The organism is Roseateles sp. (assembly GCF_965262435.1).
GTDB lineage: Bacteria > Pseudomonadota > Gammaproteobacteria > Burkholderiales > Burkholderiaceae_C > Paucibacter_A.
In genome coordinates this window covers 1,437,040-1,451,827 of record NZ_OZ253537.1, presented here as the reverse complement: position 1 = coordinate 1,451,827, position 14,788 = coordinate 1,437,040, and the positions used below count along the sequence as shown (strand labels likewise).

General features: G+C 67.6%; 11 protein-coding genes. 5 read left to right on the top strand and 6 right to left on the bottom strand.

What is annotated here, in order from left to right; all coding sequences use genetic code 11:
- Positions 1-2: 2 nt before the first annotated feature.
- The gene (queC, locus tag ACQY39_RS06245) at positions 3-734 is read right to left on the bottom strand and encodes a 7-cyano-7-deazaguanine synthase QueC (protein ID WP_428504434.1); all 732 of its coding nucleotides are present in this window, start codon (positions 732-734) and stop codon (positions 3-5) included.
- A gap of 152 nt (positions 735-886) precedes the next feature.
- Between queC and ACQY39_RS06240 the strand changes: the two genes are divergently transcribed.
- Together ACQY39_RS06240 and ACQY39_RS06235 are read left to right on the top strand one after the other, a co-directional pair.
- Positions 887-2,494, top strand: a complete 1,608-nt coding sequence (locus ACQY39_RS06240; RefSeq protein ID WP_428504432.1) for a DUF4139 domain-containing protein — start codon at positions 887-889, stop codon at positions 2,492-2,494.
- Positions 2,495-2,562: 68 nt separating this feature from the next.
- Positions 2,563-3,345 (top strand): PEP-CTERM sorting domain-containing protein, encoded by a 783-nt coding sequence (locus ACQY39_RS06235; protein ID WP_428504430.1) that lies wholly within the window; start codon positions 2,563-2,565, stop codon positions 3,343-3,345.
- A gap of 34 nt (positions 3,346-3,379) precedes the next feature.
- On the opposite strand, the gene ACQY39_RS06230 is transcribed toward ACQY39_RS06235, so the two are convergent.
- Positions 3,380-6,208: a protein kinase domain-containing protein gene (locus ACQY39_RS06230; protein ID WP_428504428.1), complete on the bottom strand. Its 2,829-nt coding sequence runs from the start codon at positions 6,206-6,208 to the stop codon at positions 3,380-3,382.
- Positions 6,209-6,210: 2 nt separating this feature from the next.
- Positions 6,211-7,464, bottom strand: a complete 1,254-nt coding sequence (locus ACQY39_RS06225; protein ID WP_428510735.1) for a glutamate-5-semialdehyde dehydrogenase — start codon at positions 7,462-7,464, stop codon at positions 6,211-6,213.
- 363 nt (positions 7,465-7,827) lie between these two features.
- Here ACQY39_RS06225 and ACQY39_RS06220 point away from each other — a divergent pair, with 363 nt between their 5' ends.
- Positions 7,828-8,181, top strand: a complete 354-nt coding sequence (locus ACQY39_RS06220; protein WP_428504426.1) for a hypothetical protein — start codon at positions 7,828-7,830, stop codon at positions 8,179-8,181.
- Between the two features lie 58 nt (positions 8,182-8,239).
- On the opposite strand, the gene ACQY39_RS06215 is transcribed toward ACQY39_RS06220, so the two are convergent.
- Positions 8,240-8,977, bottom strand: a complete 738-nt coding sequence (locus tag ACQY39_RS06215) for an SDR family NAD(P)-dependent oxidoreductase (RefSeq protein ID WP_428504424.1) — start codon at positions 8,975-8,977, stop codon at positions 8,240-8,242.
- Between the two features lie 157 nt (positions 8,978-9,134).
- On the opposite strand from ACQY39_RS06215, the gene ACQY39_RS06210 reads away from it, so the two are divergent.
- Positions 9,135-9,527, top strand: coding sequence for a BlaI/MecI/CopY family transcriptional regulator (locus ACQY39_RS06210; protein ID WP_428504422.1), 393 nt, complete (start codon positions 9,135-9,137; stop codon positions 9,525-9,527).
- Complete coding sequence (locus ACQY39_RS06205; protein ID WP_428504420.1) at positions 9,520-11,778, top strand: M56 family metallopeptidase; 2,259 nt, start codon at positions 9,520-9,522, stop codon at positions 11,776-11,778. The genes ACQY39_RS06210 and ACQY39_RS06205 overlap by 8 nt, the downstream gene beginning before the upstream one ends.
- A gap of 25 nt (positions 11,779-11,803) precedes the next feature.
- Here the strand turns inward: ACQY39_RS06205 and ACQY39_RS06200 are convergent, their stop codons facing one another.
- Entirely contained in the window at positions 11,804-12,790 is a 987-nt protein-coding gene (locus ACQY39_RS06200; RefSeq protein WP_428504418.1) for an AEC family transporter, read from the bottom strand.
- A gap of 62 nt (positions 12,791-12,852) precedes the next feature.
- Entirely contained in the window at positions 12,853-14,709 is a 1,857-nt protein-coding gene (locus ACQY39_RS06195) for an ATP-binding protein (RefSeq protein WP_428504416.1), read from the bottom strand.
- Positions 14,710-14,788: the final 79 nt, after the last annotated feature.

Genomic DNA, 14,788 nt, shown 5'->3' with positions numbered 1-14,788 from the left:
GTTCAGGCCTCCACGCGGCCAGCCTGGAACTCGTCGAAGCCACGTGCACGCAGCTCGCAGGCCGGGCAGCTGCCGCAGCCATAGCCCCAGGCGTGGCGCTGGCTGCGCTCACCCAGATAGCAGGTGTGGGTGTGCTCGATAACCAAGTCGTTCAGGACCCTGCCGCCGAGCTGCTCGGTCAAGGCCCAGGTCTGGGCCTTGGTGATGAACATCAGCGGGGTTTCTAGCGTCATCGGCGTGTCCAGACCCAGGCTCAGCGCCACCTGCAAGGCCTTGAGTGTGTTGTCGCGGCAGTCAGGGTAGCCCGAGTAATCGGTCTCGCACATGCCGCCCACCAGCACCGAGGCGCCGCGGCGGTAGGCGAGGGTGGCCGAAAAAGTCAGAAACAGCAGGTTGCGACCCGGCACAAAGGTGTTGGGCAGGCCGTTGGCCTGCATCTCGATGGCGCGGTGCTCGGTCAGCGCCGTGCTGGAGATCTGGCCCAGCAGGCTCAAGTCCAGCACATGATCCTCACCCAGCTTGGCCGCCCAGTGTGGGAAGGCGGCGGCCAGTTCACGGCGCACGGTCTGGCGGCATTCCAGCTCGACACGGTGGCGTTGGCCGTAGTCGAAGCCCAGGGTTTCAACCTCGGCATAGCGTTCCAAGGCCCAAGCCAGGCAGGCCGTGGAATCCTGGCCGCCCGAGAACAGGACCAGGGCTTTGCGTTGGGTATTGGCTTGGGGAGGGGTGTTCATGCGTTCCAACTCTGACAGCGCCGCGCAGTCGCGGCAGACGATGCCCGCCAGTGTGCCAGGGTCGCCAAGGCCGGGTCTGACACCTTGGACTGCGACGAGGCGCTAAGCTCGCATTCGCACGCACGCACGCACGCACTCGAGGAATACCGTTCATGAAACACAAGCTCCCGAACTTCTGCCTCTGTCTTCTGCTTCCGGGCCTGGCCATGGCGCAGCTTCCGAACGCCCCGATCAGCCAGGTGCTGGTCTACCCAGGCGGCGCCACGGTTCAGCGCACGGCCAACGTCGCCGCCGGTGCCCGCGAACTGGTGATCCGCTGCCTGCCGGCCCGTTTCGAGGCCGACTCGCTGCAGGTGCAGGCCGATGCCGGCATCCAGATTGGCGAGATCAGCATCCAGACCCTGGATCGCCTGCGCACCCCCGAATGCAACACCAGCCCCCTGGATGGCCGCATCCGGGAACTGGAAGACCAACGCGCCGCAGTTCAGGCCGAGAGCGATGCGCAAGACCTGGCCCTGGGCTTTCTGAAGAACTTTGGCGGGGGTGGCGAAGGCCCCAGCAAGCTGGCTTTGGCCCCCATCGCCAGCACCGTGGACGCACTCAAGCGCAGCGGCCAAGAGGCTTGGCAGCGCAAGCACCAGTTGGCGCGGCGCCTGGTGGAAATCGATGAAAAGCTGACCCCACTCCAGGCCGAGCGCGGCCGCTTCGTCCAGGCCAACCCGCAGCTGCGCAGCGTGCGCATCAACCTGGCCGCCACGCGCGCCGGCGAACTGCGCCTGAGCTACCGCCTGAATCAAGCAGGCTGGAGCCCCATCTACCGCGCCCACCTCGACACCCTGACCCAGCAGCTGCGCCTGGAGCGCCTGGCACTCGTGGCCCAGACCAGTGGCGAGGACTGGAGCGGTGTGGCACTGCGCCTGAGCACCAGCACGCCACGCAGCCAGAGCGGCCTGCCGCCGCCCTACCCATGGACCCTGGACATCCTGCCGCCGATTGCCACCCGCGAAGTAAAGCTCACCAGTTCTTCGCGCATGGCCGCGCCGACGATGGCTGCGCCGGCACCTGCTCCCGCCTTCAAGTCGAGCATGAATGCCGACGAGGCCGCCCCCATGCCCAGCTTCGACATCGGCGCGCAACAAGGCGAGTACGCCGCAGAGTTCGAGGTGCCCGGCCGGGTCAACATCAGCAGCGACGGCCAGCGCGTCAGCTTTGCGCTCGGCAGCGAAAAAATGATCGCCCAGGTCTTTGTGCGTGTGCAGCCGCAGCAAGACCGCCAGGCCTATCTGCTGGCCGAGCTGGGCCGCCCCAGCGGCAGCTGGCCGGCCGGCGCGCTGCAACTCTTCCGCGATGGCGCCTTCATCGGCAACAGCCAGTTGCAGCTGGGCAGCGATGAAAAGCTCGAGCTCTTCTTCGGCCGCGACGAGTTGCTGCGCGTGGCGGTGGAGCCGCCGCAGAAGGACGGCGCCGAGCGCGGCTTCATCGGCAGCCGCAATGAGCAAAAGATCAGCCGCGCCTATGTGATCGAGAACCTGCACCGCCAGCCCATCCAACTGCAGCTGATCGAGCCCTCGCCGGTGGCCGAGCATGAGGACATCAAGGTGCAGACCCAGTTCAGCCCGCAGCCCAGCCAGTTGCGCTGGAAACAACTGCCCGGCGTGATCGCCTGGCAGCTTCCGCTCGCGGCTGGCCAAAGCCAGCGATTCACAGCCGAGTACCTGATCAGCACGCCCAAGGACGCGCGCATCAGCGGACTGCGCTGATGCATGACGCCGGGCAAGCGTCAAATGGGAGGATTCCCTGGATTGCGAGGCAGCTAGGGTAACTGCGCGTGACCGCGGCATTGCGCAGCGGAGACACTCCGCGCATCTCAAAGCCAGGGGAAGAGTCGATGAAAACGCGCACCTACAAGCTGATCGCTGCCGCATGTCTCTTGATGGGCAATGCGGCCTGGGCCGAGCTGCCTCGCGGCAGCCTCAGCTTTCTACAGCCAACGGGCACGGCCAGCTCGACAGACGCCATCGACATCTGGGTGCGTCTGACACTGGACGCCGACTCGCCGGCACTGAGCTTCTCCAGCTATCCGTTGACAGGCATAGCGCACGAGGATTTGTCGCCCGAGGGGTACTACTACGACCCCAGCACCGGCGCCTACAGCTACGCCAACTTCGCGAACATTGACCGCGTTGGAATCAGCGCGTCCATGACATGGCCCAACTCTGCGGGAATTTTCTCAGCCTACAACTTCAGCTTTGCCACACAGTACGACCCCAGCTTGCCAGGCCCCGTCGGCTTGAACCATTTCGAGCTCGCCCCCGGTCAACACTTTGACTACCTGTTTGGTCGGTTTACCCCTCCAGCCGGCGGCGCACCGGCTGGGACGTTTTCGCTTTTTCAGGTCGCAATGACCTTGGAGTATTCGGGCGTTGATGCGAACGGAAGATGGTTGAATTCCGTCAACCGGCCCGTGATCGCGTCCACCTGCGAAAGCAGCAACTTCGAGAGCTGCGGCTTCACCCGCACCATCACGGCCGTGCCCGAGCCCAGCAGCTATGCCTTGCTCGCCCTGGGATTGGTGGGCGTGCTGGGTGCTGCACGACGTCGCTCGACTTGAGCCACGTCACAAGCGAAAGCGAGCCAATTCGGGGTTAGAACCAGCCCCCGAGATCCGGCCGGATCTCGGGGGCATGGGTGGCGCCGCGCTGCAGGGCGCTTTGCAGCGCCGCACGGGCCTGCCGAATCGCGGCGGTATCGCCAGCGGGCGACCCGAGTTGCGCCTGCATGAGCGCCTGCAGCGCATCGAATGGATGACCCGCGGGCATCTCGGGCGGCCTGGCCTGCTGGGCGGCGGCCAGGGCCTCGGCGGCATCCGGCGCGCCCATCATCACCAGGGTCAGGGCCAGATCCAGCCGGGCCTGCCAGAGCGGCGGAACCTGGCGATCCGGACTGGTTTCCAGCAGGGCCACGCGCCGGGCCAGTAGGCGCCGGCTGCCGGCCAGGTCGCCGCGGGCGCGCAGCAGTTCCCCTTCAGCCTGGGCCACGCGGCTGTCCAGCCAGAGATCGCGATCGAGGTGCAGATCGGTATCGCCGCGCAGGCGGGCGACGGCGTCGGCCGCCAGAACCAAGTCACCCAGCACCAGGCCGCTGCGAGCCAGGGCCAGCCAGGCTTCGGCCCGGCTCACGCCCATCTGCGCCCGGGTCGACTCAATTTCCTTCAGCAGCTCCAGGGCCTCGCTGCGCAAGCTCGCGGCCGGCGCGGCGCCCGCTTGGGCGCGGGCCAGCAAGAGCGAGGCCTTGGCGGCCGTCCGGGCGTTGAAGGGCGCACCGTTGCCCTGGGTGTTGAAAGCCTGACGGGCCGCCAGGGCCTGGGCGTACTCGGCGCGGTCGCTGTGATAACGCGCAATCTCCGGATACATGAAGGCACGCATGGAGTTGCCGCGGCCATGCAGACGGTCCATCTCCTCGCCCAGCGCTTGGGCACGCGCCTCGACCCCTTCGTACTTCCCCGCACGGATATCCATGGTCAGGATGTTGCGGCGGATGGCCAAGGCATGGCGCAAGTTTTCCTTGGGCGAGTTCTGCAGCGCCGGCTCGGTCAGGCGCAGCTGCTCCCTGGCCTCGCCGATGCGCCCCTCGCCGGCCAGGCGTACCGCCTCGACCATGTGATGGAAGGTCCGGTAGAAATGGCCCTCGGGGTAGAGCAAGCGCACCAGCTCGCCGGCTTGATCCAAGGCCACTTTCGCCTCGGCCAGGCGCCCGGTTTTCATATAGCCATTGGCCAGCGCGTAGTGGATCTCGCGCATGCGGTCGGACTTGGGGCCATGCAGGCGCGCCACGCGCTCGCGCAGCGGCTCCAGCTCGGCGACCACGAGATCGTGCGGCCCGGTGGGCACATAGATCTGCGCCAGCTTGATGTGCGCCTCCACCGTGCGCTCGTCGTCTTCACCGTGGAGTTGGGCGGTCAGGGCCACCCATTCACGCGCCAGCGGGGCAGCCAGGTCGTAGCGGTCCAGCGAGGCGTAGGTTTGGGCCAGCACCGAGAGCAGACGCGCCTTGGTCGCGGGCTCGTCCTGGAATTTGCCGGCCAGCTCGCTGCGGCTCTTTTCCAGCAGGACCATCACCGTGGGCGCCTGGCCGCCATGAACATCGGGGCTGGCGCTGCCCAGCAGCTCAGTCAGGTAGAGCGTCACCTGATCGGACTCCCGTGCCGCCGCCTGCGCGCGGCGCCACTGATCCAGGCTCACAGCCAGACCCAGCAGCACAGCAAACGCCAGGCCGCCGGACAAGGACGCCGCCAGGGCATTGCGGCGCAACCAGAGCCGGATCCGGTGGCGCCAATCCTCGCGGCGAGCGCTGACCGGCCGGTGGCGCAACCAGCGCGACAGGTCCTCGATCAAGGCGCCGACAGCCGGGTAACGGTCCTCGGGCAGCTTGCGCAAGGCCTTGGCGACGATGGCCTCCAGGTCGCCGCGGGCCCGCTCGGCATCGAGCGGCCGGGCGCCGACCGGCGCATCCGCATCCGGGGCCTGGGCCAGCAAAGCCCCCAGGCGCGGCGCATCCTGGTGCAGCAGCGCATATTCAATCGCTGTGCGGCTGCTGCCCTCGCTGTAGAAAGGCAGGCGCCCTGAGATCATCTCGAACAGCAGCACGCCGAGCGAAAACACATCGGCCGCCACGCCGACCGGCGCACCACTGAGCTGCTCGGGCGAGGCATAAGACAAAGTCAAGCCCCGGCCGCTGAGGCGGGTCAGATGGCCCGGGTCTTCTTCATCGAGCAAGCCAGCGATGCCGAAATCCAGCACCTTGACTTCACCCTCGCTGCTGACCATCACATTCGAGGGCTTGAGGTCGCGGTGCACCACCAGCTGGGCATGGGCATGCTCGACCGCCTGGGCCACGCGAATCAGCAGCGCCACCCGCGAGGCCACCGTGGGGCACTCGGCCCGCACATGCTCGCCCAAATTGCGGCCGGCCACATACTCCAGCACCAGATAGGGCACGCCCGCGGCAATGCCGGCATCGAGCAAGCGAGCAATGCCGGGGTGCTTGAGCCGGGCCAGCACCGCCCGTTCGCGCGCAAAGCGCTGTGACAGAGGTGCCTGCTGCAGATCGCTGCGCAGCAGCTTGACCACCGCCTCCTGCTCGTACAAGCCGTCGGCACGCCGGGCCAACCAGACCTGACCCATGCCGCCCTCGCCGATCTTGCGCAGCAGCTGCCAGGCCCCCATGCGCTGGCCGCTGAGCGAGGGGGCTTCCGTGATTTCGTCCAGCGCTGGCGCCGCGCTGACGGGCGGAGCCATGGAGGCGGCGGGGAACTGGGTCTCCGCCTGCTGCACCAAACGCTGCGCCAGCTCTAAGGCCAGGGCCTCATCGCGCGCCGCCAAGGCGGCCAGCCAGGGGCCTCGCGCGGCTTCAGCCAGGCTTTGAGCCTGGCGCAGCAGCTCGTTCAGCTCGGTCTGGCGGGCGCTCTCGCCCATGTTCAGCGACGCACTTCGCCCTGCCCCAGCACCACCCACTTGAGCGAGCTCAGGCCTTCCAGGCCGACCGGACCGCGGGCATGGAGCTTGTCGGTGGAGATGCCGATCTCGGCGCCCAGACCGTACTCGAAGCCGTCGGCAAAGCGTGTGCTGGCATTGACCATGACGCTGGCCGAATCGACCTCGCGCAAAAAGCGCATGGCATGGGCGTGGTTGCTGCTCAGGATGGCGTCGGTGTGATGCGAGCCATAGCGGTTGATGTGTTCGATGGCTTCATCGAGGCTGTCCACCACCTTGATGCTGAGGATGGGCGCCAGATACTCCTCGCTCCAGTCCGCCTCGGTCGCCGGCTTGATCACGGCGCCAGGGATGGGGCCGAGCAGGGCCAGGCTGCGCGAGCAGCCGCGCATCTCCACACCCTTCTCGGCCAGCAGGGCGCCGATATGGGGCAGGAAGTCCGACGCACTCTCGGCATGCACCAGCAGGGATTCGGTGGCATTGCAGGGGCTGTACTTCTGGGTCTTGGCATTCATGACCACGGTCAGGGCCAAGTCGAAGTCCACCTCGGAATCAACATAGCAATGGCAGTTGCCGTCGAGGTGTTTGATGACGGGCACCTTGGACTCGGCGCTGATGCGCTCGATCAAGCCCTTGCCGCCGCGCGGGATGATCACATCCACATGCTCGGGCGCGGTGATCAGCAGGCCGACCGCGGCGCGGTCGGTGCTGGCGATCAGCTGCACGCCGTCGGGCGGCAGGCCGGCTTCGCGCAGCGCCGCCGCCACCAGCTCGGCCAGGGCCAGATTGGAATGAATCGCCTCCGAGCCGCCGCGCAGGATGCAGGCATTGCCGCTCTTGATGGCCAGGGAGGCGGCCTCAATGGTGACATTGGGCCGGCTCTCGTAAATCATGCCGAACACACCCAGGGGCACGCGCATCTGCCCGACGCTGATGCCGCTGGGGCGGCGCTTAAGGCCGCTGATTTCGCCCACCGGGTCGGGCATGGCGGCGATCTGCTCGCAGCCCTGGGCCACGGTCTCGATCACCTCGGGGCTCAGCTTCAGGCGGTCCAGCATGGGGCCGTCCAGGCCGGCCGCGGCCGCTGCCTTCAAATCGCGGGCGTTGGCGGCGGCCAAGGCCGGCCCGGCATGGCGCAGGTGCCTGGCCAGGCTCAGCAAGGCCTGGTTTTTGGCGGCGGTGGAGGCCGCAGCCATCAGGCGCGAAGCCTGACGGGCAGCCTGGCCCACGGTGTTCATATAGGCGGGCAGGTCCTTGGCGGCCAGGGCGGTCAAGGAGGAAACGGTGGGTGTCGAGCTCATCCGCTCATTCTCCGCGATGTGTTCGCAGCCCCCCCGCGAAGGCGGCCTGCGACACCCCCCATGCCATTGCTCATGGGCTGGCAAATCGCCTGACGCACAAGGGTTGCACCTGATTGCCTAGGACATGAGATCGCCTCTTGTTTGACGCAACCGTTCATCCCGCTGGCCTGCAGATGGTCGCTCCGATCTGGAAGTTCATCGCGGCACGCTGTCGCTTGCGCGGCTGTCTTTCTACAGTGACTCCATCGACTTTCCACCCCGTGCCGGAGTCGGCACACAGCACAGCAAAAGGCCCACACCATGAAGCACTTCAACACCGCACGCACCCTCACCGCCGCCAGCCTGTTGGCACTCGCCGCCCTCGGCGCGCAGGCCGCCGTGCTGAGCCCCGAAGAGAACGGCCCGGTCCGCCAGGTCTGCCCGCAGATCGACAGCAAGATGCAGCAGGCCCTGGACCGCGGCGTTCAGAAGCTCCAGACCGGCACCCTGGCCCGCGTCGAGTTCACCGTCAAGGGCGACAAGGTCAGCCAGGTGCGCCAGCAAAATGTCCCGACCGAGATGCGTCGCCAAGTTCAGCAGGCCATGCGCGAACTCAAGTGCCAGAGCAATGGCGAGCAGGCACTGGCCTTCAATCTCAATTTGCTGCCGAACTGATCAACAGCAAACTAAGAACGCTGGGCTAATGAATTAGTTTAGCGTCTTGTCCAGCGCACTAGAACTGGACATGGGCGGTCGAACCGCCATCGACATACCAGTTGGCGCCCGCCACAAAGCTGGCCGCCGGGCTGGAGACAAAGCAGGCCACCCGGGCGATTTCGTCCGGGCGGGCCAGCCGCTGCAAGGGGTTGCGTTGCAGCACCCGGGCATAGATCTCGGGCTCCTGCTCCTGGACCCGCCCCCAGAGGCCGTCTGCCACCCAGGTGTCGCCCGGCGAGACGGTGTTGACGCGCACCTCCGGCAGAACGCGCGCCGACAGCGACTTCATGTAATGGGCCAGGGCCGCCTTGGCGGCGCCATAGGCCGCGGAGTTCGGTGCCGCCAGCGACCCAGCCTTGGACCCGATGTAAGTGAGGGCGCCATGCTTGGAACGACGCAACAGCGGCAGCGCGGCTTCGGCGCAGCGCACGGTCGCACGCAAGTCCACGTCCAGCGCTTGCGCCCAGTCGCTCGACAGGGCGCTGACATTGAGCACCAGGATGTCCAGCGAGCCCAACTCTTCCAGCCAGGCCTCAAAGGCCCCGGGCTGGCAGACATCAAGTGCGCGGGCCTGCAGCGCGCCGGGCAGGCCGGCCGATTGCAGGTCGGCCAGGCAAGCCTGCAGACGCTCCGGCTGGCGGGCACAGAAGGCCACCTCGCAGCCCTCGGCCGCCAGGGCACGCACGATGGCGGCGCCGATACCGGCCGAGCCGCCCGTGACCAGGGCACGCAGGCCGTGCAATTGAAGGTCCATCGCTCCAACCCTTCTCTTCTGTTCCAAACACTGGAGGCCACAGCATAGAGCGGCGCTACGCGACGGCCGCCACTGCTCGCACAAACCCTAGGCCTCTTGCGCCGCCGCAGGCCATCAACTACATTTGTAGTACTACGACTGTAGATGAAAGCAAACCATGTCTGAAGACGCCCAGGATGTCAGCCTCAGCGAGCTGCAGCTGAGCCTGATGAAAGTGCTGTGGGAACGCGGCCAGGCCAGCACCGCCGAAGTGGTGGAGGCCTTGCGTGCCGAGCGGCCGCTGGCCCACACCACGGTTGCCACCTTGCTGACCCGCCTGGAGAAGCGCGGCCTGGTGCTGAGCGAGCGCGAGGGCCGCGCCCTGCTCTACCGCGCCGCCGTGTCCGAGCCCGAGGTTCAGAAGTCCATGGTCAGCGGTTTGCTGAGCAGCTTGTTTGCCGGCCAGGCCAGCGCCCTGCTCAACCATCTGGTGCAGGAAAACGAGATCGGCGACGCCGACCTGGCCCGCATGCGCGCGCTGCTGGCCCGCAAAGGGGGGCGCCATGCTTGAGCTGCTGGCTGCGCTGGGCAACTGGCTGCTCAACTATCTGCTGCACAGCAGCGTCTTGATCGCCGGACTCTGGGCCTTGGAACGAACCGGTGCCCTGGACCGACGCCTTGCCGCCTGGCGCGAGCTGCTCTGGCGCTGGGCCTTGTTCGGCGCCTTGCTCACGGCCAGCCTGCAGCCCCTGCTGGCGGCGTGGCCAAGTCAGCAAAACGAAACCGTGGCACCACCCGGCCTGTCGATCGCGCAGCAGCGGGAAACCTTGGCAGCACCCGACCTGCGTGTCGAGCCGGTGCAGGCTGAGAGCGCGCTAGCCGCCCGGCCCGCCACGGCCGCGCCAGACAAGTCTCTCGCCACAGCGTGGGCGGCGCTGACCCTGGCCTGGCTACTGCTCGGCCTGGCCGGTTTGATGTTGACGTCCGCGCGCTGGCTGCAGCTGCATCGCCAGGTGCGTCAGCTGCCCTCGCTCAGCGACGCGCCCCTGCTGGTTCTGGCCGAGCGCCAGGCCGCCCGCGCTGGCCTGCGCCGGCCACCACTGCACATCAGCGAGCATTGGGCCAGCCCGGTGCTACTGCCCGGTGGCGCCATCTGCCTGCCGCGCTGGGCCTTGCAGCGCCTCGACAGCGGCCAGATGGAAGCGGTGTTGGCCCATGAGATTGCCCATCTGCGCCGCCGCGACCCGGCCTGGCGTCTGGCCGGTCAGCTGCTCCTGAGCCTGGCTTGGCTTCAGCCCTTGAACCGCCTGGCCCTGCGCCGCCTGGACGCCCTGGCCGAGCTGGCCTGCGACGACTGGGCCGCCCGCCAACCCGCCGCGCGCCTGGCCCTGGCCGAAAGCCTGTATGCCTGCGCCCAGGCCCTGCAAACCCGCCGCCTGCCGGCCCTGGCCAGTGCCATGGCCGCGGGCACGGGCAAGAACAACCCCTTGCTGCAACGCATTCACACCCTGCTGGAGAAGCCCGCCATGGACACACCCAAAGCACCGAATCAACACCGCCTGCAACTGCTCGGCGTCGCCACCCTGGTCGCCATGGCCTTGAGCCTGCCCATGCTGGGCCTGGTCCATGCCGACAGCCCCGGCTGGCGTTCTCTGGGTGACTGGGCCGGCCAACTGATCGAGGGCGGCAGCCACACCCGCATGAACGAGCAGAGCCCGGACGGCCATCTGTCCATCCATATTTCGGGCAGCCCGGTCTTCAATGCGGCGCAGGACGAGGTGCTGCGCCTGAGCGGCGGCAGCCTGGTGATTGACGAAAGCCGCGCGGGCCTGCACCGACGTGCCAGCTTCTCGCCAGCCGATGACGGCGTCCAGCGCCGCTACACCCTCAACGGCCTGGAACAAGCACCCGACGCCGAAGGCCAGCGCTGGCTGGCCGAGAAGATCGGCGAGGCCGCCGAACTGCTGCAGGGCAGCGGCGCCCGGGTGCAGCGTCTGCTCAAGCAGGGCGGCAGCGAGGCCGTGCTGGCCGATCTCGCCAGCGCCCGCAGCGAGCATCTGCGGCGCGGACGCATGCTGGCTTTTCTGCAGACCGGCCCGCAAAGTCCCGCCACGCTGAGCCGGCTCTTGCAGCTGAGCCAGACCCTGGATTCAGACTTCGAGCGCCGCCAATGCCTGCAAGCCCTGCTGAAGCTGCAGACCCTCGACGAAGCGCTGCAACGCAGCCTGCTGCAGGCCCTGGACGGCATGGACTCCGACTTCGAGCGCCGCCAGGTGCTGGAGAGCCTGGCGCCGCATTTGGGCCAGGAGCCGGCCACCTTGCAAGCCTGGGCGCAAGCCATCGCACCCATGGCATCCGACTTCGAGAAGCGCCTGGTCCTGACCAGCCTGACCGAACGTGCCCGCCTCAGCCCGGCCCAGCTCGATGCCGCCCTGCAAGCCAGCCGCACACTGGACTCGGACTTCGAGCAGCGCACAGCCCTGGCCGGCATGGCGCATCACCTGAACCAGGCCACGCCCACAGCGGTGCAGTCCTTCGCGGCCGCGGCACGCCGGATCGACAGCGACTTCGAGCGCCGCGAGGCCTTGCTGACCCTGCTCCAACACGCGCCGGCGCAGCTGAGCAGCTATGAGGCCGTGCTGGACGGTATGGCTGGCATGGACTCCGGCTTCGAACGCCGAACGGTTCTGACGGCCCTGGCCGCGCAGATGCCGGCCGACGCCGGCCTGCTGCGCCGCTACCGCCTGGAAGCGCGCAGCCTGGGTGACTTCGAGCGCGGCCAGGCCGAACGGGCGCTGGACCATCTGCAGCCCGCGAACTGAACACGAGGGCTCGCCCCGCGGCGCCTCAGAGCCAGGCCAGCAGCGCCAGCCAGATGGCCGCGGTGGGCATGAAGCACAAGGTGGACAGCACGACAGCGGCCGTGGTCTCGCCTTCCTGGCAGCGGTAACGCTGGGAAAAAATCAGGGCGTTCGAGCCGGTCGGCAGGGCCGCCATCATGACGATGACCCCCAGCGGCATGCCGGCCAGGCCCAGGCCCCAATGCGCGAACACCAGCACCACGGCCGGCAGCAGAAGCAGCTTGGCGGCCACCAGGCCCAGCACCGCGCGCCAAGTCCGTGGCCAGCCCAGATAGGCCAGGGACATGCCGATCAGGGTCAGGCACAGCGGCACCACGGCCGTGCCCAACATCTGCAGCACTTCGTCCAGCACCGCAGGCAGGCGCAGGCCCAGGGCATTCCAGCCCAGGCCGGCCAGCACCGGCAGCACCACCGGGTGAATGACGGTGTTGCGTACCGTGTTGAGCAGCAGCGCGCCCAGACCCGTGGGCGATTGTTGGCTGCGTGCGCGCGCCAGATCCAGCTCCACCAGCAGGGTCAGCACGGTCAAGATGCTCAGCGCATGCAGGCTGACCACGGTGATGTGAATGGCCAGGCCGGCCTCGCCGAAGACACCGGCCGCCAGCGGCACGCCGACCTGCAAGGTGTTGCCGAAGGTGGCGGTGATGGCCTGCACACTGGGCACGGCCGGGCCCTTCTCGGCCGCACCGCGCCAGCGCTGGAATGCATAGATTGCCACCAGCAAACCCAGCACCGGCAGGAAAAACGCCGCCAAGGTCAGCCAGGGCAGGCTGGCAAAGTCCACCCGCGCCGTGGTGCGGAACAGCAGGGCCGGCACGAAGATGTAGAAGGCGACATTCGACAGCACCCGGGCCGGGTCACCGCCGCTGCCGCCGGCGTCGGCATCGCCGAGCCAGCGCATGCGGCCGACAAACCAGCCAATGGCCACGGCGATCAAAATCGCCAGCAGCTTGTTGAAAACGATCCAGCTCATGGGGGCGGAGTATGCCGCCCCTGGCCGCGACCCCGCCCGGGGCCTTCAGTCGCAGAACCCTGTCAGTGGGTGGTCGGCAAGACCAAGTCGAACTCGAACACGCTGCCGTGGCCCAGCTCGCTGTGCACGCGGATCTCGCCGCCCATCTCGCGCACCAGCTGCTGGCTGATGGACAGCCCCAGGCCTGTGCCGCCCAGGCAGCGCGCGTCTTCCGCGACCTGCTCGAAGGGCTGGAACAAGCGGTCCAGCATGCGCGCGGCGATGCCGATGCCGGTGTCGTGGACGGCAAAGCCGATGCGGACGCTGTGATCCAGCTCCGAACGCAGGCGCACTTGCAGGCCGAAGCTGCCGTTGTCGGTGAACTTGACGGCATTGGAGAGCAGATTCATCAGCACCTGGCGCAGGCGCTGGCCATCGACGAGCACGCGCGCGGGCAACTGGGCGGCCACATCGACATCGAAGACCAGGCCTTTCTGCTCGGCGCGCAGGCGCACGCTGTCCGCCACCATGTCCAGCAAGGCGCGCAGATCCACCGAACTCGGCTGCAGGCGGACCTTGCCGGCCTCGATGCTGGCCATGTCCAGCACATCGGTGATCAGGCTGAGCAAATGCTCGCCGGCATCGCGGATCTGCCCGACCTTGGTCAGCTGCGCGGCGCTCAGGCTGTGGTCCATCTGCAGCAGCTGGCCAAAGCCGAGGATGGCATTCAGGGGCGTGCGGAACTCATGGCTCATGGTGGCCAGAAAACGGCTCTTGCTCTGGCTGGCGCTTTCGGCACGCAGCTTGGCCTCGCTGAGCTCTCGGGTGCGCTCGGTCACCACGTCTTCCAGGTGATCGCGGTAATGGGTGAGTTCCTGTTCGGCGATGCGGCGCTGGGTGATGTCACTGACCATGCCTTCGATGCGCAGGCCCTGGCTGCCGCCACCGGGCACCACATGGATGCTCAGCTCCACCCAGAGCTGGCGGCCCTCATTGGTGGCGATCAGCATGGGCACCTGTTGCAGCAGCCGGTGGCGCTGCAAGGCCATGGCGATGCGTTTGAACTCCTGCGCCTCGATCTGCACCAGGCTGCGCAAACGCCGGCCCATGCTCAAGGCCTTGGCCGGCGTGCTGAAACCCAGCATCTGGGCCAGGGCGCGGTTGAGGCTGAGCAAGCGCCCGCGCGCGTCGGCCTGAAAAATGCCTTCGGTGGCGTTCTCGAACAAGCTGCGGAATCGCTCCTCGCTCAGCTGCAAGCCTTCGGACGAGGCTTGCAGGCGCGCACTCATGAGATTGAACTGCTCGGTCAGCAGGCCGATCTCATCGCTCCGCTCGACTTCGGTGCTGGCACCCAGCTGACCCTCGGCCACCTGGCGTGCCATCTGGCCCAGCCTTTGCACCGGGCGCTTGACCAGGCGGTAGACCAGCACAAAGCTGGCCGCCAGGACCGCCGCCAACATGGCCGCCAGCAGACTGGCGACAAAGCGCCGCATCTGCGCCACCTGGGCATGGACACGTTCGCGACTGAGCACCAGGGTGGCCTGGGCGACCACGGTGGGCGCGACATCGGGCGCGGCCTGGTAGCGGACATCGAACTGCCGCTGCAAGGGGTCGAGCGCCGCTTCGCTGCGCTGCCGGCGCATGGGCTCGGCATTGACGCCGACCGGGCGCAGTTCGATGGCATGAACTTCCGGGTCGGCCATCACCGCATCGAGCAGATGCTTGATGGCGATGTTGTCGAGGTTCCAGATCGGCCCGGCAAAACCCAGGGCGACCAGGCTGGCCATGCGCTCCTGGCGCTGCGCCAGGGCCTGGTTGAGCTCCAGCTCCTCGCGCGCAGTCCAGTACCAACCCAGGCCCAGGGCCAGCAGGCCCGCGGCCAGCGCAATGCCCACGACCAAGCGGGACTGGATGCCGAAGCTCACTCGCACAGGGGCCATGCATTCACTCCTGACCAAGGCCGGACCAAGGCACCGAACTGAACGCTCGCAAGCGTCAGGCCGAACCTAACTCAACTGC